Source organism: Streptomyces sp. NPDC002896 (assembly GCF_040295225.1).
Lineage (GTDB): Bacteria > Actinomycetota > Actinomycetes > Streptomycetales > Streptomycetaceae > Streptomyces.
Genome location: NZ_JBEOVA010000016.1, coordinates 94,872 through 119,421, shown reverse-complemented (window position 1 = coordinate 119,421; position 24,550 = coordinate 94,872). Strand labels below are relative to the sequence as shown.

21 protein-coding genes are annotated in these 24,550 nt (G+C 71.0%); 7 read left to right on the top strand and 14 right to left on the bottom strand.

All coding sequences use genetic code 11. The features are described from left to right. Window positions 1–98 precede the first annotated feature (98 nt). A complete protein-coding gene (gene leuA / locus ABT009_RS27975) occupies window positions 99–1,847 on the bottom strand; it encodes a 2-isopropylmalate synthase (RefSeq protein WP_351300589.1) in 1,749 nt (582 codons plus the stop codon). A 296-nt stretch (window positions 1,848–2,143) separates the two neighbouring features. Here leuA and ABT009_RS27970 point away from each other — a divergent pair, with 296 nt between their 5' ends. Together ABT009_RS27970 and ABT009_RS27965 are read left to right on the top strand one after the other, a co-directional pair. Then, window positions 2,144–3,235: a M4 family metallopeptidase gene (locus ABT009_RS27970; protein ID WP_351300586.1), complete on the top strand. Its 1,092-nt coding sequence runs from the start codon at window positions 2,144–2,146 to the stop codon at window positions 3,233–3,235. Window positions 3,236–3,412: 177 nt separating this feature from the next. Then, window positions 3,413–3,679, top strand: coding sequence for a protealysin inhibitor emfourin (locus ABT009_RS27965; protein ID WP_351300584.1), 267 nt, complete (start codon window positions 3,413–3,415; stop codon window positions 3,677–3,679). Window positions 3,680–3,721: 42 nt separating this feature from the next. Here ABT009_RS27965 and era read toward each other — a convergent pair whose 3' ends face one another. Further along, complete coding sequence (era, locus tag ABT009_RS27960) at window positions 3,722–4,690, bottom strand: GTPase Era (protein ID WP_351300581.1); 969 nt, start codon at window positions 4,688–4,690, stop codon at window positions 3,722–3,724. Window positions 4,691–4,901: 211 nt separating this feature from the next. On the opposite strand from era, the gene ABT009_RS27955 reads away from it, so the two are divergent. Both ABT009_RS27955 and ABT009_RS27950 read left to right on the top strand, forming a co-directional pair. Further along, window positions 4,902–6,236 carry an ammonium transporter gene (locus tag ABT009_RS27955; RefSeq protein WP_351300578.1) on the top strand — a complete coding sequence of 445 codons (1,335 nt, stop codon included), beginning with the start codon at window positions 4,902–4,904 and terminating at the stop codon, window positions 6,234–6,236. Continuing rightward, entirely contained in the window at window positions 6,233–6,571 is a 339-nt protein-coding gene (locus tag ABT009_RS27950; RefSeq protein WP_351300575.1) for a P-II family nitrogen regulator, read from the top strand. The genes ABT009_RS27955 and ABT009_RS27950 overlap by 4 nt, the downstream gene beginning before the upstream one ends. Window positions 6,572–6,636: 65 nt before the next feature. Here ABT009_RS27950 and ABT009_RS27945 read toward each other — a convergent pair whose 3' ends face one another. Next, window positions 6,637–6,990 (bottom strand): cytidine deaminase-like protein, encoded by a 354-nt coding sequence (locus tag ABT009_RS27945; protein ID WP_351300572.1) that lies wholly within the window; start codon window positions 6,988–6,990, stop codon window positions 6,637–6,639. Window positions 6,991–7,079: 89 nt separating this feature from the next. Next, window positions 7,080–7,901, bottom strand: coding sequence for a helix-turn-helix transcriptional regulator (locus ABT009_RS27940; RefSeq protein ID WP_351300787.1), 822 nt, complete (start codon window positions 7,899–7,901; stop codon window positions 7,080–7,082). A 157-nt stretch (window positions 7,902–8,058) separates the two neighbouring features. On the opposite strand from ABT009_RS27940, the gene ABT009_RS27935 reads away from it, so the two are divergent. Next, entirely contained in the window at window positions 8,059–9,540 is a 1,482-nt protein-coding gene (locus ABT009_RS27935; RefSeq protein WP_351300569.1) for an MFS transporter, read from the top strand. A 37-nt stretch (window positions 9,541–9,577) separates the two neighbouring features. On the opposite strand, the gene ABT009_RS27930 is transcribed toward ABT009_RS27935, so the two are convergent. The 6 genes from ABT009_RS27930 to ABT009_RS27905 form a co-directional block, all read right to left on the bottom strand. Beyond that, the gene (locus tag ABT009_RS27930; RefSeq protein WP_351300566.1) at window positions 9,578–9,934 is read right to left on the bottom strand and encodes an MmcQ/YjbR family DNA-binding protein; all 357 of its coding nucleotides are present in this window, start codon (window positions 9,932–9,934) and stop codon (window positions 9,578–9,580) included. Further along, on the bottom strand, window positions 9,931–11,232 hold the full coding sequence (locus tag ABT009_RS27925; protein WP_351300563.1) for a hemolysin family protein: 1,302 nt from the start codon (window positions 11,230–11,232) through the stop codon (window positions 9,931–9,933). Before ABT009_RS27925 ends, ABT009_RS27930 begins: the two co-directional genes overlap by 4 nt. Window positions 11,233–11,236: 4 nt before the next feature. Next, window positions 11,237–11,734, bottom strand: a complete 498-nt coding sequence (gene ybeY, locus ABT009_RS27920; protein ID WP_351300560.1) for an rRNA maturation RNase YbeY — start codon at window positions 11,732–11,734, stop codon at window positions 11,237–11,239. A 41-nt stretch (window positions 11,735–11,775) separates the two neighbouring features. After that, the gene (locus tag ABT009_RS27915) at window positions 11,776–12,855 is read right to left on the bottom strand and encodes a PhoH family protein (RefSeq protein ID WP_351300557.1); all 1,080 of its coding nucleotides are present in this window, start codon (window positions 12,853–12,855) and stop codon (window positions 11,776–11,778) included. 237 nt (window positions 12,856–13,092) lie between these two features. After that, entirely contained in the window at window positions 13,093–14,208 is a 1,116-nt protein-coding gene (locus ABT009_RS27910) for a carbohydrate kinase family protein (protein ID WP_351300554.1), read from the bottom strand. A gap of 121 nt (window positions 14,209–14,329) precedes the next feature. Next, a complete protein-coding gene (locus tag ABT009_RS27905; RefSeq protein ID WP_351300551.1) occupies window positions 14,330–15,631 on the bottom strand; it encodes a glucarate dehydratase family protein in 1,302 nt (433 codons plus the stop codon). Between the two features lie 246 nt (window positions 15,632–15,877). On the opposite strand from ABT009_RS27905, the gene ABT009_RS27900 reads away from it, so the two are divergent. After that, window positions 15,878–16,744 (top strand): IclR family transcriptional regulator, encoded by an 867-nt coding sequence (locus ABT009_RS27900; protein WP_351300548.1) that lies wholly within the window; start codon window positions 15,878–15,880, stop codon window positions 16,742–16,744. 305 nt (window positions 16,745–17,049) lie between these two features. Then, window positions 17,050–18,414, top strand: a complete 1,365-nt coding sequence (locus ABT009_RS27895) for an MFS transporter (RefSeq protein WP_351300545.1) — start codon at window positions 17,050–17,052, stop codon at window positions 18,412–18,414. Window positions 18,415–18,612: 198 nt separating this feature from the next. Here ABT009_RS27895 and ABT009_RS27890 read toward each other — a convergent pair whose 3' ends face one another. From ABT009_RS27890 to ABT009_RS27875, 4 genes are all read right to left on the bottom strand, one after another. Continuing rightward, window positions 18,613–19,611 (bottom strand): adenosine deaminase, encoded by a 999-nt coding sequence (locus ABT009_RS27890; protein ID WP_351300542.1) that lies wholly within the window; start codon window positions 19,609–19,611, stop codon window positions 18,613–18,615. 167 nt (window positions 19,612–19,778) lie between these two features. Then, the gene (locus ABT009_RS27885; RefSeq protein WP_351300539.1) at window positions 19,779–20,729 is read right to left on the bottom strand and encodes a ribonuclease Z; all 951 of its coding nucleotides are present in this window, start codon (window positions 20,727–20,729) and stop codon (window positions 19,779–19,781) included. Between the two features lie 6 nt (window positions 20,730–20,735). Continuing rightward, window positions 20,736–21,095 (bottom strand): histidine triad nucleotide-binding protein, encoded by a 360-nt coding sequence (locus ABT009_RS27880; protein WP_351300536.1) that lies wholly within the window; start codon window positions 21,093–21,095, stop codon window positions 20,736–20,738. Between the two features lie 188 nt (window positions 21,096–21,283). Next, the gene (locus ABT009_RS27875; RefSeq protein ID WP_351300533.1) at window positions 21,284–24,499 is read right to left on the bottom strand and encodes a S41 family peptidase; all 3,216 of its coding nucleotides are present in this window, start codon (window positions 24,497–24,499) and stop codon (window positions 21,284–21,286) included. Window positions 24,500–24,550 lie beyond the last annotated feature (51 nt).

The following is a 24,550-nucleotide window of genomic DNA, read 5'->3' as shown; positions in this document are numbered from 1 at the left end:
AGTACGTAGGACCCACATGGCGCCGACATGGCCAAGACACGACGCGGCCCCGCCCGCCTCGAAGGCGGACGGGGCCGGACAATCCCAGGTGAACGGGGTTATCGCGCCGCGCGGTTGACGGCGGAGACGACGGCCTTCAGCGACGCGCGTGTCGTATTCGCGTCGATGCCGATGCCCCACAGCACCTTGTCGTCGATCGCGACCTCGATGTACGAGGCGGCCTGCGCGGAGGCGCCCTCGCTCATCGTGTGCTCCTGGTAGTCGAGCAGGCGGGCGTCGACGCCGATGGCGCCCAGGGCGTGGAAGAACGCGGAGATCGGACCGTTGCCGGTGCCGACCAGGGTCGTCTCGACGCCGTCCACCTCGGCCTCGACGGTGAGCGTGTCCACGCCGTCCTTGTCCGTCGTGGACTGGCCGGTCTTGACCTGGATACGGCCCCACGGGTTGTGGGGGTTGGGCAGGTACTCGTCCTGGAAGGTCGCCCAGATGTCCTTCGGCGTGACCTCGCCGCCCTCGGCGTCGGTCTTCGCCTGGATGATCTTCGAGAACTCGATCTGCATCCGGCGCGGCAGGTCCAGCTTGTGGTCGTTCTTCAGGACGTACGCGATGCCGCCCTTGCCGGACTGCGAGTTGACGCGGATCACGGCCTCGTAGGAGCGGCCGACGTCCTTGGGGTCGATGGGCAGGTACGGAACGGCCCACTCGATGTCGTCGACGGTGACGCCCTTGGCCTTCGCGTCGGCCTCCATCGCGTCGAAGCCCTTCTTGATGGCGTCCTGGTGGGAGCCGGAGAAGGACGTGTAGACCAGGTCGCCCACGTACGGGTGGCGCGGGTGGACCTCCATCTGGTTGCAGTACTCCCACGTACGACGGATCTCGTCGATGTCGGAGAAGTCGATCTGCGGGTCGACGCCCTGCGAGAACAGGTTCATGCCCAGGGTGACCAGGTCGACGTTGCCGGTGCGCTCGCCCTGCCCGAACAGGCAGCCCTCGACGCGGTCGGCGCCGGCCATCAGCGCCAGCTCGGCGGCGGCGACGGCCGTACCGCGGTCGTTGTGCGGGTGGATCGACAGGCAGACGTACTCACGGCGGGACAGGTTGCGGCCCATCCACTCGAAGCGGTCCGCGTGCGTGGACGGCGTCGAACGCTCCACGGTGGCGGGCAGGTTGAGGATGATCTCGCGGCCCGGGCCGGGCTGCCAGACGTCCATGACCGCCTCGCAGACCTCCAGGGCGAAGTCCAGCTCGGTGTCGGTGAAGATCTCCGGGCTGTACTGGTAGCCGAACTCGGTCTCGGGGCCCAGCAGCTTCTCGGCGTACTCCATGACCAGCCGCGTGCCGTCGACGGCGATCTGCTTGATGTCGTCCTTTGAGCCGCGGAAGACGACCCGGCGGAAGACCGGGGCGGTGGCGTTGTAGAGGTGGACGGTGGCGCGCTTGGCGCCCTTCAGCGACTCGACGGTCCGCTCGATCAGGTCCTCGCGGGCCTGGGTCAGTACGGAGATCGTCACGTCGTCCGGGATCGCGCCCTCTTCCTCGATGATCGAGCGCACGAAGTCGAAGTCGGTCTGACCGGAGGCCGGGAAGCCGACCTCGATCTCCTTGTAGCCCATCTTGACCAGCTGGTCGAACATCCGGCGCTTGCGCTCGGGCGACATCGGGTCGATCAGCGCCTGGTTTCCGTCGCGCAGATCCGTCGACAGCCAGCGGGGGGCCTTGGCGATCCGCGTGTTCGGCCAGGTGCGGTCCGGGATGTCCACGGCCTCGTACTGGCCGTACTTCTGGATCGGCATCGCGGTCGGCCGCTGGAAATGCGTCCCATTGGTGATGGGCGTGGGATTCGACATGATGCGTGGGGCTCCTCAGGGGTCCGCGGGGGACGGCCGACGGGTCGAAGCGCAACACCGAACTCCGCGGGGAGGGGGTCGGCCTACGACTACAGGCCCTCGCCGCGGCAGCTAAGGAGAAGCAGCCCGAAACGCATGATGCTCCGCAGCCTAGCCGAGACAGCGCTGTCTGGGGGGCCCGTATCAGTATGCGGGATCGTCGGCCGGTAACGGGCAAGAGGTGATCTGTCACTCCATTTCAGCAATCACCGTTGCAACTAGTGACAGCGGCATGACCCAGTGCCACATTTCACGCCATGACCGCCAACGCCATGACCCCCCACCCGGCAGACTTCGAGCCGGTTTTCTGCACCATCGTGCCGCCCCACGTCCTCGACACCCTCGCCCGGTACGAGGACCCCGCGCTCGCCGGTCCCGCACGCCGCACCCTGGAGCGGGATGCCCTCGAACGCACGCGCCGCCGGCTGACCACGGTGATCGGCGCACCCTCGGCGGCCCTGCCCTCTCAGGCCGCCGCCGAACAGCCGCACCGCACGGTCTACGACGCCGGTCACGGCACCGACCTGCCCGGCCGCAAGGTCCGCGGCGAGGGCGCCGAACCCGGCAACGACGCGACGGTCAACCGCGCGTACGCCGGTCTCGGCGCGACCTTCGACCTCTTCCTCAAGGCGTACGGACGCAACTCCATCGACGGCGAGGGCCTCGCGCTGAACGCGACGGTCCACTACGACGAGGACTACAACAACGCCTTCTGGAACGGTGAGCAGATGGTGTTCGGCGACGGTGACGCCGAGATCTTCCTCGACTTCACCATCCCCGTCGACGCCATCGGCCACGAGCTGACGCACGGCGTCACGCAGTACACCGCGAACCTGACCTACTTCGGACAGCCGGGCGCGCTGAACGAGCACTTCTCGGACGTCTTCGGCTCGCTGATCAAGCAGTACACGCTCGGCCAGACCGCCACCGAGGCGGACTGGCTGATCGGCGCGGGCCTGCTGGCGCCCCGCGTCACCGGCAAGGCCCTGCGCTCCATGAAGGAGCCCGGCACGGCCTACGACGACGACGTTCTCGGCAAGGACCCGCAGCCCGCGACGATGGACGGCTACGTCCGCACCGGCCGTGACAACGGCGGCGTCCACATCAATTCCGGCATCCCCAACCACGCCTTCTACCTGGTCGCCGACGCGCTCGGCGGCAACGCGTGGGAGCGCGCGGGACAGATCTGGTACGACGTGCTGACCGGCGGCAAACTGGACTCGCAGGCGCAGTTCACCGACTTCGCGCGGCTGACGGTCGCGGCGGCGGTGAGCCGCTACGGCGAGGGCGTGGAGCGGCAGGCCGTGCTCAAGGCGTGGGAGCGGGTCGGGGTGGCTGCGACGGAGTGAGGCCGACCGCCTGGGGGCACGGGCCGGCCACCGCCCGTGATATCGCTACGGCGACCCGCCGGGTTTCCGGCGGGTCGCATGCTCCTCGGGCGGTGGTCAGAGCCTTCCGGCGGGTGGGACACTCGCGCGCCGGGGTGGCTACTACCCCCGAGGCCCTCCGCGTACTAGACAGGGCCCATGCGTATCCAGGTGAAGCGCACGGGCGGATTCGCCGGCATCGACCGCCACGCCGAGGTGGACACCGCGGGGCGGGCCGACGCCCAGGAGTGGCAGGCGCTGGTCGAGGAGGCGGTGGCGGCCGCACGGGACACACCGCCGATCGGGGTGCCGGACGGGTTCAGCTACCAGATCACGGTCGACGACCGCACCGTGTACTGCGCGGATCCGCGGCTCACCGAGCCGCAGCGGAAGCTGATCTCCCGGGTGCTGAAGGAAGGGGCGTAGCCCCGGCTGGGGGCGTCGACCGCCTCGCGGCACTGCCGTGTCTCAGAACCCCAGGCGGCGAAGCTGCTTGGGGTCCCGCTGCCAGTCCTTCGCGACCTTCACGTGCAGATCGAGGAAGACCGGCGTGCCGAGCAGGGCCTCGATCTGCTTGCGGGACTTGATGCCGACGTCCTTCAGGCGCTTGCCCTTGGGGCCGATGACGATGCCCTTCTGGCTGGGGCGCTCGATGAACAGGTTGGCGTGGATGTCGAGCAGCGGCTTGTCCGCGGGGCGGTCCTCGCGCGGCAGCATCTCCTCGACGACGACTGCGATCGAGTGCGGCAGCTCGTCCCGTACGCCCTCGAGCGCCGCCTCGCGGATCAGCTCGGCCACCATGACCTGCTCGGGCTCGTCGGTCAGGTCGCCCTCGGGGTAGAGCGTCGGGCCCTCGGGCAGGAGCGGCACAAGCAGGTCGGCCAGCAGCTGCACCTGCTTGTCACCCACCGCCGACACCGGGACGATCTCCGCCCACTCGATGCCGAGGTCCTTGCCCATCTGGTCGACCGCGATGAGCTGTTCCGCGAGGGCCTTCGAGTCGACCAGGTCGGTCTTGGTCACGACCGCGACCTTGGGGGTCCGCTTGATCCTCGCGAGCTCCTTGGCGATGAAGCGGTCGCCGGGGCCGATCTTCTCGTTCGCCGGCAGGCAGAAGCCGATCACGTCGACCTCGGCCCACGTGGCGCGTACGACGTCGTTGAGGCGCTCGCCGAGCAGCGTGCGCGGCTTGTGCAGGCCGGGGGTGTCGACGAGCACCAGCTGAGCGTCGGGACGGTGCACGATGCCGCGTACCGTGTGCCGCGTCGTCTGCGGGCGGTTCGAGGTGATCGCCACCTTCTGACCGACCAGAGCGTTCGTCAGCGTGGACTTGCCGGCGTTGGGTCGGCCGACGAAACAGGCGAAGCCGGACCGGTGGACGGCCTCGGACGGCTCGGATGCCTCGGATGCAGGGGTGCGAACGCTCATGGCGCCCATTCTCCCTGATCATCCGGGCCCGCCGTACACACAGGCGTACACCGCCATGCGCAGCCTTGCGCAGCCGTGCACCACCCTCTCCCGGTGAGATTCCGGAAACTCCCACGCAACACGAAACATGCCGGAAACGCGAAGGTACCCATTGCGAAATGTGCGCCGGTGAGGCTCTCCGTCGCCGACGTCCCCCCACCGCATCCCGAGGAGAGACCTCTTGCCTCCCGAGACCCTGGCCGCGGCGCGCATCGACTCAGGCGACACTGCCTGGCTGCTCGCCTCCACCGCGCTCGTCCTGCTCATGACGCCCGGGCTGGCCCTCTTCTACGGCGGCATGGTCCGCACGAAGAGCGTCCTCAACATGCTGATGATGAGCTTCGTGTCGATTGCGCTGGTCACGGTCGTCTGGCTGGTCGCGGGCTACTCGCTCGCCTTCGGCGACGACGCGTTCGCCGGGATCATCGGCAGCCTCGACCACCTCGGCATGGCGGGCATCGGCCCGGACAGTGTCACGGGCACCGTCCCGACCCTCCTCTTCACCACCTTCCAGCTCACCTTCGCGATCATCACCGCGGCGCTGATCAGCGGCGCGATCGCGGACCGCACAAGGTTCGCGGCCTGGCTGGTCTTCGTACCGGTGTGGACGCTGCTCGTATACGTTCCCGTCGCGCACTGGGTGTGGGGACCGGACGGCTGGATCATGAACTCCCTCGGCGCCCTGGACTTCGCCGGCGGACTCGTCGTCGAGATCGCCTCGGGGGCGTCGGGCCTGGCCCTCGCCCTCGTGCTGGGCCCCCGCATCGGCTTCAAGAAGGACGCGATGCGCCCCCACAACCTGCCGATGGTGCTGATGGGCGCGGGGCTGCTCTGGTTCGGCTGGCTCGGCTTCAACGGCGGCTCGGCGCTCGGTGCCAACGGGCTGGCCGCGGCCTCGCTCCTCAACACCGTGGTCGCGGGCTGCACGGGCCTGCTCGGTTGGCTCTTCGTCGAGCAGCGCCGCGACGGCCACCCGACCACCTTCGGCGCGGCCTCGGGCGCGGTCGCCGGCCTGGTGGCCATCACGCCCGCGTGCGGCACGGTCGGCATACTCGGCGGCGCCGTGGTCGGGCTCGCCGCGGGCGTCGTCTGCTCCTACGCGGTCGCCTGGAAGTTCCGCTTGAACTACGACGACTCGCTGGACGTCGTCGGCGTGCACTTCGTCGGCGGAGTCGTCGGCACGCTGCTCATCGGCCTGTTCGCGACGGCCTCGATGACGGGCGGCAAGGAGGGCCTCTTCTACGGCGGCGGCCTTGCGCAGCTCGGCAAGCAGGCCGTGGCCGTGGTGGTCGTGGCCGCGTACACGTTCCTCGTGACGTACGGGATCGGCAAGGCCATCGACAAGGCCATGGGCTTCCGCGCCTCGGCGGAGGACGAGCTCACGGGCCTGGACCAGACAGTGCACGCGGAGAGCGCCTACGATCACGGCGTTCTGGGTCACGCTGCCCCGCAGACCGCGGCCCTCTCGGCCCACGTACCGGCGCCCGTTTCGAAGGACAGGAGCCCCTCCGCATGAAACTCATCACGGCCATCGTCAAGCCGTACCGCCTCGACGAGGTGAAGACCGCGCTCCAGGAACTCGGCGTACAGGGCCTGACCGTCTCGGAGGCCAGCGGCTACGGCCGCCAGCGCGGCCACACCGAGGTCTACCGGGGCGCCGAGTACCAGGTCGATCTCGTACCCAAGGTCCGCATCGAGGTCGTCGTCGAGGACGCCGACGCGGACCCGGTCATCGACGCGATACTGCAAGCCGCCCGCACCGGCAAGATCGGTGACGGCAAGGTCTGGGCAGTACCGGTGGACACGGTGACCCGGGTCCGAACGGGCGAACGGGGCCCGGACGCGCTGTAGCGAGCCGAGCCCCCTGCTGTGGGCAGGCGTTTCCGACCCCGTGGCTGTGCCCGGTCGACCCGGGCTCAGCCGGCGCTGACGGTGGCCCGGACCGTCCCATCGGGCCCGGCCACCAACACCGGCGTCCCCGCCCCACCCAGATCGCGGACGGCCGCAAGGTCGGCACCCGAGGCGGCCTCCGCCTCGGTCACGACCGCCGCGGCCTCAAGCGACTTCGCCCCGGACGCCACAGCCATGGCAACAGCCGTCTGCAACGCACTGAGCTGCAGCGACTCGAGCGCAACGGTCCCGGCAACATACGTACGCCCGGTCTCATCCCGCACGGCAGCCCCCTCAGGCACACCATTGCGGGCCCGTGCGGAACGGGCCAGTGTGACGATCTTGCGGTCCTCGGGATCAAGCGCGGTGCTCTCGGTCATGTGCCGAGCATACGAAGCGCTCCGCGGCCCCTGCCCAAGGGGCCGCCGGAACCGGCGGTAAGGGCCGCTCACCGGACCCGATGAGCCGGCTACCCCGCGACCGGATACATCGCCTCCCGCCGCCCCTCCGGCGTGGCCAGCCGCTCCAGCTTCGCGGCGGTTTCCGTGTCCGGCTGGGGCGTGTGCAGCACGATCGTCAGATCGGGCCGGGCAGGCACCCGCAGCTGCGTGGACTCGAAGAACAGCGTGCCGGCCACCGGGTGCTCGAGCTCCTTGGCGAGCTGCCCGCCCGGTGCGATGTCCCGCCGCTCCCACAGTTCGGTGAACTCGGGGCTGGCCGCCTTCGCCTCCGCCACCACGGCCTGGAAACCGTCGTCGTCCGGGCACTCCGAGCACGCTGCCCGGAACTGCGCGACGACCTGGTGGGCGTTCTGCTCCCAGCTCTTGGACCGCGCACGGTAGATCGGGTCCGTGAAGAACGTGATCAGACAGTTCTGCGAGGTCTCGGGCCGCATGCCGAGCACCATGGCCGCCGCGTCGTTGTACATCACGCAGTTCCAGTAACCGTCCATGATGTGCGCCGGGTACGGCATCCACGCGTCGATCAGCCGGTGCAGCCCCTCGCACATGTCCTGGTCGGCCTCCGCCGTCTCCGGCGGGGGCGGGTTGAGCCCGGCGAGCACGTACAGATGGCGCCGTTCGGCGCTGGTCAGCTTGAGCACCCGCGCGACCGAGTCCAGAACCTGCGGCGAGACCGAGATGTCCCGGCCCTGCTCCAGCCACTGGTACCAGGAGGCGCCGACGCCCGCGAGTACGGCAACCTCTTCACGCCGCAGACCCGGCGTACGCCTGCGGGCGCCGCCGTCCGGAAGACCCGCGTCGGCCGGGGAGACCCGGGCACGGCGGCTCATCAGGAACTCGCGCAGTTCACTCAGGCGGCGTGCCTTGGCTGCGTCCGTTTCCGCACTCGCCACGTACAACTCCCCCTGTACTCGTTGTCTGGTGGTGCGACCACCAGCATAAGTTCCCGCTCCCCACGGTTATTCCGGACGCACGAAGCTCATGGCCATGGCGATCGAGACCTCCTCATCCACCAACACCCATGCTGTCGCGGACACTTCGACGACCCCGGCGGTCTCCGTGCCGCACCCGTCCGGGACGGCTGGGCTGTCGACCCGGCTGTCGGCCCGCGACAAACTCGTTCTGTTCGTGCTGTGCGCGGCCCAGTTCATGGTCGCGCTGGACTTCTCCGTACTGAATGTGGCGCTGCCCGAGCTCGGCCGGGATCTCGGTATGAGCCAGGCCGCGCTGCAGTGGGCGGTGACGGCGTTCGCGCTGCCGTCCGGCGGTTTTCTGCTGCTGTTCGGCCGGATCGGCGACCTGTACGGGCGGCGCCGGCTGTTCGTTTTCGGGCTCGCCCTCTTCGGTGCGGCCTCCGTGCTGGCGACTTTCGCCTGGGATCCGGCGTCGTTCCTGGCCGGGCGGGCGCTGCAGGGTCTGGGCGCGGCGGTGATCGTGCCGACCGGCATGTCCCTGCTGACCACCACCTTCCCGGAGGGCCCGCAGCGCGACCGCGCGCTCGGCATCTCCGGCACGCTGCTGTCGCTCGGCTTCACGATCGGCATGGTGGCCGGCGGGGTCCTGACCGACACGGCCGGCTGGCGCTCCACGATGGGACTGCTCTCCGTCTTCGCGCTGCTCGTGCTGCCGCTCGCACCCGGCCTGCTGCCCGAGTCGCGCACTCCCGAGCGGCCGCACCTGGACGTACCGGGCGCGGTGACCGTCACCGGCGGCCTGCTCTCGCTCATCTACGCCCTGTCGACCGCCGCCGACCGCGGCTTCGGCGGCACGGACGTCATCGTCACGCTGGTCGCGGGCGTGGCCCTGCTGGCGGCCTTCGTCTATGTCGAGTCACGCACAGCGGCCCCGCTCGTCTCCCTGCCGATGCTGCGCCGCCGCACGGTGGCGTGGGGCAACCTGGGCGGTCTCGTCACCTTCTCGATGATGTCGACGGTCGTCTTCGTACTCACCCTCTACCTGCAGGAGACCCTGCAGCTGTCGGCCTTCGAGACGGGCCTCGTCTTCGGCGTGCAGGGCGTGCTGTCCGTGGTCGCCGGAACGTACGCGCCGAAGGTCATCGGCCGCTTCGGCGCCCGCCGGACACTGGTCGGCTCGCTGCTCGGCCAGGGCGCGTTCGTGACGACGCTGCTGGGTCTGGGCGAGGGCGGCTGGTCGGTGTGGCTGGCCGTGGCGGGCGTCTCGCTGGCGAGCATGTGCCACCTGGGCGCGATCATCTCGTACGGCCTGACGGTCACGTCCGGCGTGCCGGACGAGGAACAGGGCCTGGCGACGGGCCTGGTCACCTCGACCCAGCAGGTCGGTATCACGATCGGCATCCCGCTGCTGGGCGTGGTCGCGACGACGGCGCCCAACCTCATGCGGGGCGTCCACACGGTGCTGGCGGTGGACGCCGCGGTCGTGCTCGTGGCGGGGGTTCTGGTGGCCCTCGGCCTGGGCCTGGGTCGCCGACGGGAGGCGACGGCGAGCTGACCGGAGCCGCCCGGGAGGGGCCGCTCGGCCTGCTCCGTTACGGCCGGTCGAGGCGGAGGCGTTCCGCCCGTGGCAGGCCCGCGACCACCAGGTCGTAGGAGTCCTCGATCAGTTCACGGACGAGGCGGTCGGGCAGAGGCCCGACCGTCACCGTGTTCCAGTGGCGTTTGTTCATGTGCCAGCCCGGCAGGATCCGCCCAGGATGGTCGGCGCGCAGCCGCAGCGCGTCCTCGGGGTCGCACTTGAGGTTGACGGTGAGCGGCCGCCCGCCGAGGTTGCTCAGGGCGAACATCTTGCCGCACACCTTGAAGACCGAGGTCTCCGGATTGAAGGGGAAGTCCTCGACCGCAGCGTTGAAGGAGAGGCAGAAGGCGCGCAACTCGTCCGGGCTCACGCGGCGTCGTCCTCCTCCGGGGCCACCGGCTTCACCGGCTCGACAAGGACCGTCACGATCTTGTTCCGGCGGCCCGCGGCGGCCTCGGCCGTGAGCCGGAGCTCGCGGCCGTCGGGCAGCTCGACGTGCGCGGAGGCACCGGCGATGGGGACGCGTCCGAGCGCCTTGGCGAGCAGTCCGCCGACGGTCTCGACGTCCTCGTCGTCGTAGGACTCCAGGCCGTACAGCTCGCCGAGGTCGCCGATGTCGAGCCGGGCCGTGACCCGGTACCGGCTCTCGCCGAGCTCCTCGACAGGCGGCAGCTCACGGTCGTACTCGTCGGTGATCTCGCCCACGATCTCCTCGAGGATGTCCTCGATGGTGACGATGCCGGCCGTGCCGCCGTACTCGTCGATGACGACGGCGACGTGGTTGCGGTCCTGCTGCATCTCGCGCAGCAGGTCGCCGGCGTTCTTGGTGTCGGGCACGAAGGCCGCGGGCCGCATCGCGCTCGACACGAGCTCGGACTCGGCGTCCCGGCTGATGTGCGTCTTGCGGGCCAGATCCTTCAGATACACGATGCCGACGATGTCGTCCTCGCTCTCCCCGGTCACCGGGATGCGCGAGAAGCCGGAGCGCAGCGCCAGCGTCAGCGCCTGCCGGATCGTCTTGAACCGCTCGATGACGACCAGGTCCGTGCGCGGCACCATGACCTCTCGTACGAGGGTGTCGCCGAGCTCGAAGACGGAGTGCACCATGCGGCGCTCGTCGTCCTCGATCAGCGACTCCTGCTCGGCGAGGTCGACCAGCGCGCGCAGCTCGGCCTCGGAGGCGAACGGGCCGCGGCGGAAGCCCTTGCCGGGCGTGAGCGCGTTGCCGATGAGGATCAGCAGATACGGGATGGGGCCCATGATGCGGGCCAGCGGGACCAGGACGTACGCCGCGATCGTCGCCGTGTTCAGCGGGTGCTGGCGGCCGATGGTGCGCGGCGAGACGCCGACCGCGACATAGCTGACGAGCACCATGACCGCGATGGCGAGGGTGAGCGCCTCCCAGGTCTCGTCGAACTCGATCAGGCACGCGTACGTGACGATCGCGGCCGCCGCCATCTCGCAGGCCACGCGCACGAGCAGCGCGACGTTGAGATAGCGGGTGGGGTCGGACGCGACCTGGGCGAGCTTGGCGGCGCCGCGCCGCCCGCTGCGCACCGCCTCCGCCGCACGGAAGCTGGAGACGCGAGCGAGGCCCGCCTCCGCGCAGGCGGCGAGCCAGGCGACGACGACCAGCAGGACGGCGCCGATGATCAGTTGTCCGCTCACGGCACTATGAGACGGTCGGGGCCGGGGAGGGGCCGGTCATGCCCTTCTCCGCCCGCCAGCCGTCCACGATCGCCAACTGCAGGCCGAACATCTCGGCCTTCTCGTCGGGCTGCTCGTGGTCGTATCCGAGCAGGTGCAGCACTCCGTGGACGGTGAGCAGCTGGAGCTCCTCGTCCATGGAGTGCTGCGTCTCAGCCTCCTGGCCCTGCTTGGCGGCGACCTCGGGGCAGAGCACGATGTCGCCGAGCAGGCCCTGCGGGGGCTCCTCGTCGTCCTTCGACGGCGGGCGCAGCTCGTCCATCGGGAAGGACATGACATCCGTCGGTCCCGGCAGGTCCATCCACTGGATGTGGAGCTGCTCCATGGCGTCGGCGTCCACGACGATCACCGAGAGCTCGGAGAGCGGGTGGATGCGCATCCGTGCGAGGGCGTAGCGGGCGATGTCGAGGATCGCCTGCTCGTCGACCTCGGTTCCGGACTCGTTGTTGACGTCGATCGACATGGTCGTGCTGGTCTCCTGCTGGTGGACTGTCACTGCCCCGGTCACTGCCCCCGGGAGGCGCGGCCCTGGTGGGGGCCATGGGGACCGTGGGGGCCGTGGTCGGTGCCGTTGCGGCGGTCGTACTGCTCGTAGGCGTCGACGATACGGCCGACCAGCTTGTGCCGTACGACGTCGGACGAGGTGAGCAGAGAGAAATGGACGTCCTCGACGCCATCGAGGATCTCCCGGACCTGCCGCAGACCGCTCTTGGTGCCGCCGGGCAGGTCGATCTGCGTCACGTCACCCGTGATCACGATCTTCGAGTCGAAGCCGAGGCGGGTGAGGAACATCTTCATCTGCTCGGGGTTCGTGTTCTGCGCCTCGTCGAGGATGATGAACGCGTCGTTGAGCGTCCGGCCTCGCATGTAGGCGAGGGGGGCCACCTCGATGGTCCCCGCCGCCATGAGCCGCGGGATCGAATCCGGGTCGAGCATGTCGTGCAGCGCGTCGTACAGCGGGCGCAGGTACGGGTCGATCTTCTCGTAGAGCGTGCCGGGCAGGAAGCCGAGCCGCTCGCCGGCCTCGACGGCCGGGCGGGTCAGGATGATCCGGTTGACCTGCTTGGACTGCAGGGCCTGGACCGCCTTGGCCATGGCGAGATACGTCTTGCCCGTGCCGGCCGGACCGATGCCGAAGACGACCGTGTGCTTGTCGATCGCGTCGACGTACCGCTTCTGGTTGAGCGTCTTGGGGCGGATGGTGCGGCCGCGCGAGGACAGGATGTTCTGCGTGAGGACCTCGGAGGGGGTCTCCTGGGTGCCGCCGCTCTCGCCGTTCTCGCTCGCTCGGAGCATGGCGATCGAGCGTTCCACTGCGTCCTCCGTCATCGGTTGCCCGGTGCGGAGCACCAGCATCATCTCGTCGAACAGGCGCTGGATGAGGGCGACCTCGTGGGAGTCGCCGACGGCGCTGATCTCGTTGCCCCGGACGTGGATGTCGGTCGCCGGGAAGGCCTTCTCGATCACGCGCAGGAGGGAGTCTCCGGAACCCAGCACGGTGACCATCGGGTGCTTGGCCGGGACGGTGAAGTGCGCTCGTGCCTGCCCCTGCGCGGGGGTGTGAGCTGTGGGTGTCTGAGTCATGGGCCGGCTCTGAATGCCTGCTCATCCTCCTCAATACGGAACGCCTGCCTACCGCTTCGGCAGCCTGTGCACTGCCCAGGGTACGACGACCCACGGACATGCCCGTAGAACTTTTCGTACCGCTCCCGGTCACCGCTGTGGGCGGTCGCGCCGCGCGACACCGCTGTGGGCGGTCGCGCCGCGCCGCATCGCTGTGCCCACGACGCACGGTGCCGCTACTAGTAGGGCAACGAACGACTACCGGGCGGCGCGAAAGCCAATAGTCGGCACGGCCCGCCGAAGGGGCCAAGGCCGGGCAACATCGGGAAGCAACGCTTCCAGGAACGCGTACCGCCGCAACGCGGCGGGATCCTGGTCGTCATACGCCCGCACCCGCCGCCACCACGCGGCAATCTCCGCCCACCCGGGCGCCGAAAGCGACCCCCCGAACTCCTGCACGGACAGCGCCGCGGTCAGCCCCGCAAAGGCGACCCGGTCGGCCAGCGGCCACCCGGCCAGCGTGCCGGTGACGAACCCGGCGACGAAGACGTCCCCGGCCCCGGTCGGATCAAGCTCCTCCACCTCGATCGCGGGCACCTCCGCCGTCTCGCCCGTCCGCCCGTCCACGGCGTACGCCCCCTGCGCGCCGAGGGTCACCACGGCGAGCGGTACGTAGTCGGTGAGAGCGTGCGCCGCGGCACGCGGGCAGTCGGTGCGGGTGTACCGCATGGCCTCCTCGGCGTTCGGCAGGAACGCCTCGCAGTGCTCGAGGTCGGCCAGTCCGGCGAGGTCCCAGCGGCCGGTGTCGTCCCAGCCGACGTCCGCGAAGACCAGGGTCCCGTTGCTCGCGACCTCTGCGATCCACGGCGCGCGCCTGCCCGACGTGAGCGAGGCGATGGCGGCACGCGCGCGTGGCGGGCATTCCGGAGCGGGCCCGTCCGGTGGCGGCTCGTGCCCGTGGGACACCATGGCGCGTTCGCCTTCGTACGCCATGGAGACGGTCACCGGCGAGTGCCACTCCGGCACGCTGCGTGACGCCGAGAGGTCGATGCCCTCGCCCTGCTCCAGGGCGTCCCAGCAGTACTCGCCGTAGTGGTCGTCGCCGAAGGCCGCGGCCAGCGAGGTGCGCAGGCCCAGCCGGGCGAGCGCGGTCGCCATGTTGGCCACGCCGCCCGGGCTGGAGCCCATGCCCCGTGCCCAGGACTCCGTTCCGCGCTCGGGCGCGGAGTCGAGTCCGGTGAAGACGATGTCGAGGAAGACGGTGCCCGTGAGGTAGACGTCCCAGGGCGGGTCGTCGGCGGTACGCAGCTCGGCAAGCGGGTCCACATGGGCTCCGTGATACGCCCCTGGCGGCTCTCGGTCGTACGCGCTCACGACACGCTCCCGGTGAAAGGTGCTGGTGAGCCAAGTGTGCCGGAACCCGGGGCCGACGAACCGCTCCGAGCAGCAGTTGTCAACCACCCTGCCAGGGGCCTGTTGCCCGCCTTCGGAGGGGCTACCAGCGCGGCACAGCCGGCGGCGTCCACTCCGGGTCGGCGACCCGCATCGCCGCCTCGTCGTCGCGGTCGCGCATCGTCCCGTCGTCGTCGAGCCACCGCTGGTGCAAGAACGCCAGCTTGTCGCGGTCGAGTTCGACACCGAGGCCGGGAGCGTCGGTGACCTTCACGGTGCCGCCCTCGAAGGCGATGCGTTCGGTGAGGACGTCCTCGGACTGCCAGGGGTAGTGGGAGTCGCAGGCGTGATGGAGGTTCGGGACGGTCGACGCGACATGGGTCATCGCGGCAAGGCTGATCCCCAGATGGGTGTTGGAGTGCATGGAGACGCCGACGCCGAAGGTGCGGCAGATGGCCGCCAGTGCACGGGTGTTGTGCAGCCCGCCCCAGTAGTGGTGGTCGGAGAGCACCACCTGGACGGCGTCGCGTGTGAACGCCTCCTTGATCTCCGCGAAGGTCGTCACGCACATGTTGGTGGCGAGCGGGACGGACGTCTGCGCGGAGACCTCGGCCATGCCGTCGGTGCCGACCGTCGGGTCCTCCAGGTACTCGAGGACGTCGCCGAGTGCGGCGGCGATCTTCAGCGAGGTCTCCACGGACCAGGCGCCGTTGGGGTCGAGTCGCAGCGGGTGGCCGGGGAAGGCCTCGGCGAGCGCCTTGATCGCGGCGATCTCCTCGTCGGGCGGGAAGACACCGCCCTTGAGCTTGAAGGATGTGAAGCCGTAGCGCTCGGTGAACCTGCGGGCCTGCTCGACGATCCCGGCGGGGTCGACGGCCTCGCCCCAGTCGTCCTTCTCGCTCGCCACGCCCGCGGGGTGGTCGGCCCACTTGTAGAAGAGGTAGGCGCTGTACTCGACCGCGTCGCGCACCTTGCCGCCGAGCAGCGCGTGCACGGGCAGGCCGAGAGCCTTGCCGAACGCGTCGAGGCAGGCCACCTCGAAAGCGGACACGACGGACAGCCGCAGCTTGTCGGCGGTCTGGACGCCGCGCTGGCCGCCGACGTCGAGCGCGTTCTCGACGCGGGCGGCGTCCACGGCGACCTCGTCGGCGACGGTGAAGAGTCCGTTGAGTTCCGAGACCTGGCGCCCGACGAGCCGGTCGGCGAAGGGCCGGGCCAGCTCCAGGTACTTGGTGTCGCCGTACGTCTCGCCGACGCCCGTGATCCCGCCGGCGGTCACGACCTCCACGATCAGGCGGGGGGTGTAGGGCTGGTGGACGCCCTGCGCGTTCAGCAGCGGCGGGTCGGCGATGAGGACCGGCGTGAGCCGCACCTCGCTGATGGTCAGATCGCGTCCTGTCGTCATCCTCGCCCTCCCTGCCGTCCACGGCGTCCCGCCACTGACAGCGGCCACACCATCTTCATATGTAGATGATGTCCGTGCATGAGAATGGAGGCTAGAGAGACGAGCGGGCACCGTCAAGGACAAGCCGGACACGGGCCGCGCAATGTCCGCGACGACCGGCCGACCGGCACACACGCGGTCGCCCGGCCCGCCCCGACCACGCCCGCACCGGACCCCGCCCGGCCCACCTGCTACTACGATCGACGCATGTCGGAAGACGTCCGCCGGCGAACCGGCTCAGATGCCCCGCGAACCGGCCCGGATGCCGGACCGGCAGCGCGCCCGGCGTCCGAGCAGGGCGGCGTCCGCGAGGTGAAGTCCGCCGCACGCACGGTGGAGTTGCTGGAACTGCTGGCCGCGCGCGGCGACCGGCCTGCGCGCCTGCAGGAGCTCGCCGACGAGCTCCGCGTACCGCGCAGCTCGATGTACGCCCTCCTGCAGACGCTGATCAGCCGCGGCTGGGTCCGCACGGACACCACCGGCTCCCTCTACGGCATCGGCATCCACGCCCTGCTCACCGGCACGACCTACCTGGACTCCGACCCGCGCGTGCGCCTCGTCCGCCCCTACCTCGACGAGGCGTCGGAGGCGCTCGGCGAGACCATCCACATGGGCCGGCTCGACGGGGCGGACGTCGCATATCTGGCCACCCGCGAGTCGCACGAGTACCTGCGCACGATCACCCGGGTGGGCCGACGGCTCCCCGCCCACATGGGTGCGCTCGGGAAGGCACTGCTCGCCGAACGCCCGGACACCGAGCTGCCCGACGGCCCGTACGAACGCGCCACCCCGGACACCCTCACCGACCGCGCCTCACTCGCCGCCGACCTGGCCGCGGTCCGCGAACGCGGCTACTCCACGGACCGCGAGGAGGGCGTCATCGGCATCGTCGGCTTCGGCTTCGCACTGCGCTACGACGCGCCCGCACCCGCGCAGGACGCGATCAGCTGCTCGGTACCGGTGGCGCGACTCACGGACGAGCACGAGCAGCAGATCATCACCGTGATGCAGGAGATCCGCGCCAAGATCGAGGCGACCGCACCGCGGGCGAACGGCGCGCCGAACTGGCGCTGAGCCGGCCGCCGCACCTCACCCGCAACTCGCCGACGAGGAACCGGCACTCGGCGACCAGACACCGGCAACAGGCCCGAGCGGGCACCCGGCAACGCGCCGCCCGAGCCCGAGGCACTCGGCCGCGTAAGGCACTGCTGCTACCCGGGCCTTCGCACCGCAAACCCAATGTGCCGTAGATCACGCCACCCCGGCTTCTTCGCGGCTCTACGTGCTTGATACAAATTGGCGCGCGTTCCTGTCCGTCGACAGCCGCTCCACCCCTCTTCACCCCTCATCTGTCGTTTTCGCATGCCCTGGGAACGCCCGTGTCGCCGCGCCGCAACTCCGTGCCGCCCGCTGCCTCCTGGCCGCTCGTCGCCCTCTTCACGGCCGGCTACCTGGCCGCCTATCTCCTGCCCACCGTGGTGGGCCGTCTCGGCGCCGGCCTCGGCCTCGGCCCCACACAGGCCGGAGCCGTCGGCAGCGCACTGCTGCTGTGTTCCGCCTCCGCGGGCTTCGTCCTCGCCTCCCGCGTGGAAGCCTTCGGCCCGCGACGGCTGGCCCGGGCCGGGCTGCTGCTGGCGGCCGCCGGCTATGGCTGCGCCGCACTGTCCTCGGCCGTACCGCTCGTCGTGGCCGGCGCGGCAGCGGGCGGATTCGGCTCCGGTACGGCGACGACGGTCGCCGCGGCGGGCATCGCCGGCCGACGCGATCCGCACCGGACCTCGACGTTCGGACTGCTCGGCGTGTCGGCACTGGCCGGCGCCCTGTATCTGACGATCCCTCACCTCGGCGACGGGCACGGCCTGCCGTTCGCCGCACTCGCGCTCACGGCGCTGCTGGTCTGGCCCGCGACGGGCCGACTGGCCGAGCCAGGCGCCACGGCCGGCACCGCCGCCGCACCCGGCACTCCCCTCCCCCACCGCCGTTCGGGACTCGCCCTCGCAGGCGCCATGCTCTGCTGGTCGCTGGCCCAGAACGCCCTATGGGGCGTGAGCAGCCGTATCGGCACCGGCCAGGCGGGACTCGGCGAAGCCACCGTGGGCGCCGTCTTCGCGGCGGCACTGGGCGCCGCACTCCTCGGCGTCATCGGCGCCGGTGCGCTGGGCGCGCGGCTGGGGCGTGCACTGCCGATCGGCGCGGGCACCGCGCTGATCGCCTGCTGCATCGCGGTCAGCGCATCCGCCGACGACCTGCCGTCCTTCGCGACCGGCGAGATCGCCTGGAACACGGTCTACCCCGTGGTCCTGTCGTACCTCATCGGTCTGGCCGCGTCGCTGGATCCGCGCGGCCGCTGGGCGGTGCTGTGCGGCTCGGCCTCATCCCTCGGTACGGCGTGCGGACCGCTGGCCGGCAGCCTGCTGTCGGCATGGGCGGGCTACCCGGCGATGGGCGCCCTCCTGGGCGCCGGGCTCCTCGTCCTGGCCGCACCGCTGACAGCGGTCGCCCTGCACACCGGCGGCCGCCCGCTCGTACCCGGCGCCGTCCGCCGCCGGGGCGGCGCGCCCGCGGCGGTACTCGCCGCCAAGACCGGCGCCCCGACCGGACCGCTCCCCCAGATCGGCACACCGGAACAGCCGGTCGTGGAGATCGCGGTCCGGCGCCCACGACGCCCCCTGTCCCAACGGCCGTTCGCCCCGGCGGCCCCGGAGCGGACGCCCCAGAGGAAGACGCCGACGGCGGCCCGCTGAGCCGAGGAGGGGGCCAGGCGGAGCGGCGTGAGGGTGGCCGTGGAGCGGCCGGGGTCGGGGCCCGGCAGGGCCAAAGGGGCCGGGTGGGCGGGAAACCCGCCGCGGAGCGGCGAAGAAACCAGCCGCGGAGCGGCGTGATCCAGGGCCGCGGAGCGGCACAGCCCCGCCGCGGAGCGGCGTAAAGGCCCCCCAACGGCGTCACCCGACGCCGAACTCGTACGCCTCCACCTCCGCGAGATACCGCGCCCGCCGCCCCTCGTCATGCTCAAGGAACGCCGCCTCGAAGGAGTTCCGCGCAAGCACCCGCATCTGCTCCAGCTCAAGCCCGAGCGCATCCCGAACCGCATGGAAGTTGTCCCCGACGTACCCGCCGAAATAGGCGGGATCGTCGGAGTTGACCGTGCACATCAGCCCGGCGTCGAGCATCCGCCCCAGCGGGTGCTGCTCGAGGACGTCCACGGCACGCAGCCGTACGTTCGACAGCGGGCACAGCGTCAGCGGCACGCGTTCCCGCACCAGCCGCTCCACCAGCTCCGGGTCCTCCATGGCCCGCAGCCCGTGGTCGACGCGCTCGACGCCGAGCACGTCGAGGGCTTCCCAGATGTACGCGGGCGGCCCCTCCTCGCCCGCGTGGGCGACACGTCGCAGCCCGAGGGCGGCCGCCGCCTCGTACACCTCGCGGAACTTCACCGGCGGGTGCCCCACCTCGGCCGAGTCGAGCCCGACGCCCACGATCCGGTTCAGATACGGCTTCGCGGCCTCGAGGGTCTCCATCGCGGACTCGGCGGACTGGTCCCGCAGGAAGCACATGATGAGCTGCGTCGATACGCCGTGCCGCTCCTCGGACCGGTCCAGCGCCCGCGCCAGGCCCTCGATCACCGTGCCGATGCCGACCCCGCGCGCGACGTGCGCCTGCGGGTCGAAGAAGATCTCCGCATGCCGCACACCCTGCGCGGCGGCCCGCTCGAGATAGGCGTCCGCGAGCTCCTCGAAGTCCTGCTCGGTACGGAGCACGGCCATCAGCTCGTAGTACAGGTCGAGGAACGACTGCAGATCACTGAACTGGTACGCCTTGCGTAGCTCTTCGGTGTCCGCGTACGGCAGCTCGACGCCGTTGCGCGCAGCGAGCGCGAAGGCGAGCTCGGGTTCGAGGGTGCCTTCGATGTGGAGGTGGAGTTCGGCCTTGGGGAGGGGCACGGGCGCGCCTTACGTCGAGTCGTGGGGTGCGTGCCATGGGGCGGCACGGGATCTTCATCGTACGAGGAGCGCCGCACAGCGGAGAAAACGGCCCAGACACGGACGACCCACGCGGACGACCCACGCGGACGAGACGAGCAAAAACAGAGGCACGCGCGCGTGCGTACTCATCCCGCGCCGGCGCCGCGCCTCGGCAGCGGCACCCGCATCAGATCCGCGGCCACCGTCAGCTCCCCGTCGAACCCCGCGACGCGCGCCTCGCGCTCGAACTCGTCCGCGACTCCGGCCCCCGTCCCGGTCGGGCCGCCACGGTCGTTGTAGCGCTGGCTGAAGTGCGTGAGTACGAGGTGCCGTACGCCGGCATCCCTCGCCACCCGGCCCGCCTGCAGGGCGGTCAGGTGACCGTGTTCCACAGCCAGGTGCTCGTCCTCGTGAAGGAACGTCGACTCGATGACGAGCATGTCGCACCCTTCGGCGAGCGCGTGCACGCCGTCGCACAGCCGAGTGTCCATGACGAAGGCGAACCGCTGGCCGCGCCGCACCTCGCTGACGTCCTCGAGCGCCACGCCGTCCAGCACGCCCTCGCGCTGGATGCGGCCCACGTCCGGCCCTTTGATGCCCTGTGCGGCGAGCCGCTCGGGCAGCATGCGGCGGCCGTCCGGTTCGACCAGCCGGTAGCCGTAGGACTCGACGGGGTGGGAGAGCTTGCGCGCCTCGAGGGTGTACGAGGGAGTGGCGGCCACCACCCCGTCGGCGGAGACCGGAACCTCGGTCAGGCCGACCGTCTCGCGGTACGCCGTCGCGTACCGCAGACGGTCGAAGAACCGCTTCCCCGACCGCGGATAGTGCGCGGTGATCTCGTGCGGCACCCGGTCGAGGTTGATCCGCTGGATCACCCCGGCGAGACCGAGCGAGTGGTCGCCGTGGAAGTGCGTCACGCACAGCCGGTTCAGGTCGTGCGCGGCGACCCCGGCGCGCAGCATCTGCCGCTGGGTGCCCTCGCCGGGGTCGAAGAGCAGACCCTCGCCGTCCCAGCGCAGCAGATAGCCGTTGTGGTTGCGGTGCCGGGTCGGCACCTGACTGGCGGTGCCGAGCACCACCAATTCACGTACGGACACCGGCTGTTACCCGGGGGGCCACTGGAGGCCGCGGCCGCCCAGCACGTGCAGGTGCGCGTGGAACACGGTCTGGCCCGCGCCCGTGCCGGTGTTGAAGACGACCCGGTAGCCACGGTCCTCGACCTTGTCCCCGGCGGCGACCTCGCGGGACTCACGCAGTATGTCGGCGATGATCGTCGGCTCGGCGGCGGCTAGCGTCGCGGCGTCCGGGTAGTGCACCTTGGGGATGATCAGCACGTGGGTCGGTGCCTGGGGGTTGATGTCGCGGAAGGCGACGGTGGTCTCGGTCTCCCGTACGACGGTTGCCGGGACCTCTCCCGCGACGATCTTGCAGAACAGGCAGTCGGCCTGCGCTTCGCCCGCCATCTGCGGCCTCCTCACGACGCTGATCGTTTACAACGGCATGGTATCCACCACGCCCAGCCCACGGCCGCGCCGCTCCCACCCTCCGCTGTGGGCAATCGTTCCTCTGGGGCGGAACGCCTGCCCACAACGGGAGCGGCGTGCCCGCGCACAGCGAGTGGGCGCTGCCCCGCCAAGGGGCAGGCGGCGCGTCAGTCCAGCGCCGGCAACCCCGGCGCCCCCTTCGCCGGATTCTCCGCCAGCGCCGCCAGCGCAATCCGTATCGCCTCGTCCAGCTGCGGATCCCGCCCCGCCGCATGGTCCTGCGGCGCCTGGACGACCTCGACGTCCGGGTCGACGCCGTGGTTCTCGACGCCCCACCCGTACCCCTCCAGCCAGAAGGCGTACTTGGGCTGGGTGACGAGCGTGCCGTCGACGAGCCGGTACCGGCTGTCGATGCCGATGACCCCGCCCCAGGTCCGCACGCCCACGACGGGCCCGATGCCCAGCGCCTTGATCGCGGCGTTGACGATGTCGCCGTCCGAGCCGGAGAACTCGTTGGCGACGGCGACGACGGGCCCGCGGGGCGCGTCCAGCGGATAGCTGTACGGCTGCATTCCGCGCGGCAGGTCCCAGCCGACGATGCGCCGGGCGAGCTTCTCGATGACGAGCTGCGAGGTGTGGCCGCCGCGGTTCTCACGGACGTCCACCACCAGTCCCTCGCGGGCGACTTCGACGCGCAGGTCGCGGTGGATCTGGGCCCAGCCGGGCGCTTGCATGTCGGGGACGTGGAGATAGCCGAGCCTTCCGCCGGACTTCTCGTGGACGTACGCACGGCGGTCCGCGACCCAGGCGTGGTACCGCAACGGCTCCTCGTCGTCGATGGGCACGACCACCGGATGGCGCAGGTCTCCCCCGCCGACCGGTGAGATCGTCAGTTCGACGGGCTTGCCCGCCGTGCCGACGAGCAGCGGTCCGGGCCCGGCCACCGGGTCGACGGGCTGCCCGCCGACCGCGACGATCGCGTCCCCGGCGCGCACGGCGACGCCGGGCGCGGCGAGCGGCGAGCGCGCGTCGGGGTCGGACGTCTCCGACGGCAGGATGCGGTCGATGCGCCAACTGCCGTCCTCGTGCCGCGAGATGTCGGCGCCGAGCAGCCCCTGCCGGGTCCCGGAGCCGCCCCAGCCGCCGCGCGGTGTGACGTAGGCGTGCGAGGTGCCGAGCTCGCCCTGGACCTCCCACAGCAGGTCGACGAGGTCGTCGTGGGTGGCCACGCGCTCCAGGACGGGCCGGTAGCGGTCGAGTACGCCGTCCCAGTCGACGCCGCCGAGGTCGGGCCGCCAGAAGTTGTCCCGCATGAGGCGGCCGGTCTCGTCGAACATCTGCCGCCATTCGGCGGCGGGGTCGATGGTCCGCCGGACGCGGGACAGATCGACGGTGATGTTGGTGTCGCTGTCGTCGTCGTTCGAGGCGCGCCGATCGCTCGGCACCACCTTGAGCCGTTCCCCGGTCCAGAGCAGGACGCGTTTGCCGTCGCCGGTGACCGCGAAGTGGTCGGCGTCCCCGGCGAGTTCCTCGAGGCGCTGCTGCACGAGGTCGTAGCGCTCGAGCTCGGTCTTCGGTTCGGGGTCGGAGGGCGTGGCGCGGGAAGTGCCGAGCGCCCCCAGCACCGGGTGGCGCAGCCACAGCACGCCGTCCTTGGCGGCCCGCAGGGTCGTGTAGCGGGCGGCCTCGACGGGGAACGGCACGATGCGGTCGGCAAGTCCGTCCAGGTCGATACGGGTCACGGGGGCGCCCTCACTGTCGGGCGTCTCGTCCTTGTCGGGCGCGTCGAAGGGCCTGCCGTGCCGCTGCGGCCCGAAGGGCGAAGGAGTCGTGGCGGCCAGGGTGATCAGATGTGGCCGCGATCCGCCCACGAACGCCAGGTCGAAGACGTGCTCGTCGTAGACCGGGTCGAAGGACCGTGCCGAGAGGAACGCCAGGTGCTTGCCGTCCAGCGTGAACGCGGGCGAGTAGTCCTGGAACCGCAGGGGGGTCGCCTCGGTGACCGACAGGTCCGCGGTGTTGGCGAGTTTGAGCTGGCGCAGCGGTTCGGGGCCCGCGTGGGACCAGGCGAGCCACGCCGAGTCGGGTGAGAAGACCAGCCCGCTGGCATCTGCGTGTTCGCTGCGGTCGACCTCCCGTACCTCTCCGGTCTCGCGTTCGACGAGCAGGACCCGCCCGTCGTGCGAGGCGACGGCGGCGCGGCTGCCGTCGGGGGCCATCGCGAGGCTCAGGACGCGGCCGAGCTGCCCCGCGGCGAGCCGCCGCGGTGTCGCGCCGGGTGCGAGGCCGGTGGCGGGGGCGAACTCCAGCGCGTCGTCGCCTTCGGCGTCGGTCACCCACACGGCGTGTTCCTCGCCGTCCACCCGGAAGGTCCGCGGCAGCCGGGCGCGTACGCCGTGTGTGGCGGCGAGCGCGCGGGTGGGGCCCTCGCGGTGGGTGACCCAGTGGACGGCGCCGCGGACGGAGACGGCGCTGCCGCGCCCGGTGTGGTCAGGTGCGGCGGCGCCGAACCAGCGGGCGGCGCTGACCGGGTGCGGCTGGAGGTCGACCCGCTGCCCGCCGAGGCGCAGGTCGAGCCGGCGGGGCTCCGCGGCGTCGAGGTCGTCCAGAAGCCACAGTTCACCGGCGGAGGCGTAGACGACCCGGCTGCCGTCGGTCGAGGCGTGCCGTGCGTAGAAGCCGGTCGCGGTGTCCACGGGGGTGTGTCGCCGCAGGTCGGAGCCGTCGGCGAGGGACGAGTAGACGGCATTCGTGCCTTCGTGGTCGGAGAGGAACGCGACCCTCTCGCCGACCCACATCGGGTACTCGATGTTCCCGTCGAGATCGGCATGCAGCCGGACGAACTCGCCGTCCCCCTCGCGGTCGATCCACAGCTTGCCCGCGGTGCCGCCCCGGTACCGCTTCCACCAGGCGGCCTCGCGTCCCATCGTCGCGGACAGCAGCACGACCTGGGACTCGGGGCCGTACGCGACGGCGCCCACGGGCCCGTACGGAAGGGTGGCCGCGGGACCGCCGTCGAGCGGTACGGCCCGCGCCCAGCTGCGGCGCAGCGAGGCCTGACCGTGCGTGGTGAGCGCGAGGACATGCCCGTCGGGGGTCCAGCCGCGGACGGTCGTGCGCTGGCTGCCCCAGTACGTCAGCCGCCGGGACGGTCCCCCGTCGACCGGTGCGACATGCACCTCGGGCGCCCCGTCGCGGGTGGAGGTCCAGGCGACGGTGGTGCCGTCCGGAGAGATCCGGGGGTGGTTCACGGGCACGTTGTCGGCGCTGACCCGCCAGGCGCGGCCGCCGTCGAGGGGCGCGACCCAGACGTCGTCCTCAGCGGTGAAGGCGAGCAGGTCGCCGTGCAGATGCGGGAACCGAAGGTACGCGGGCTGTGTCACCCGATCACACTAAGCAGTCACCGCCGTCCAGGTCAGCCTTTTCGATCAGTT

What these genes read in the sequence shown, in the direction of transcription:
- ABT009_RS27880 (WP_351300536.1), bottom strand. Translation starts at nt 21,095, where the DNA reads ATGGCGGGCGAAGCGCAGGCCGACTGCCTGTTCTGCAAGATCGTCGCG.
- ABT009_RS27935 (WP_351300569.1), top strand. Translation starts at nt 8,059, where the DNA reads ATGGCGATCGAGACCTCCTCATCCACCAACACCCATGCTGTCGCGGAC.
- ABT009_RS27970 (WP_351300586.1), top strand. Translation starts at nt 2,144, where the DNA reads ATGACCGCCAACGCCATGACCCCCCACCCGGCAGACTTCGAGCCGGTT.
- era (WP_351300581.1), bottom strand. Translation starts at nt 4,690, where the DNA reads ATGGGCGCCATGAGCGTTCGCACCCCTGCATCCGAGGCATCCGAGCCG.
- ABT009_RS27950 (WP_351300575.1), top strand. Translation starts at nt 6,233, where the DNA reads ATGAAACTCATCACGGCCATCGTCAAGCCGTACCGCCTCGACGAGGTG.
- ABT009_RS27915 (WP_351300557.1), bottom strand. Translation starts at nt 12,855, where the DNA reads ATGACTCAGACACCCACAGCTCACACCCCCGCGCAGGGGCAGGCACGA.
- leuA (WP_351300589.1), bottom strand. Translation starts at nt 1,847, where the DNA reads ATGTCGAATCCCACGCCCATCACCAATGGGACGCATTTCCAGCGGCCG.
- ABT009_RS27900 (WP_351300548.1), top strand. Translation starts at nt 15,878, where the DNA reads ATGTCGGAAGACGTCCGCCGGCGAACCGGCTCAGATGCCCCGCGAACC.
- ABT009_RS27965 (WP_351300584.1), top strand. Translation starts at nt 3,413, where the DNA reads ATGCGTATCCAGGTGAAGCGCACGGGCGGATTCGCCGGCATCGACCGC.
- ABT009_RS27905 (WP_351300551.1), bottom strand. Translation starts at nt 15,631, where the DNA reads ATGACGACAGGACGCGATCTGACCATCAGCGAGGTGCGGCTCACGCCG.
- ABT009_RS27940 (WP_351300787.1), bottom strand. Translation starts at nt 7,901, where the DNA reads ATGAGCCGCCGTGCCCGGGTCTCCCCGGCCGACGCGGGTCTTCCGGAC.
- ybeY (WP_351300560.1), bottom strand. Translation starts at nt 11,734, where the DNA reads ATGTCGATCGACGTCAACAACGAGTCCGGAACCGAGGTCGACGAGCAG.
- ABT009_RS27945 (WP_351300572.1), bottom strand. Translation starts at nt 6,990, where the DNA reads ATGACCGAGAGCACCGCGCTTGATCCCGAGGACCGCAAGATCGTCACA.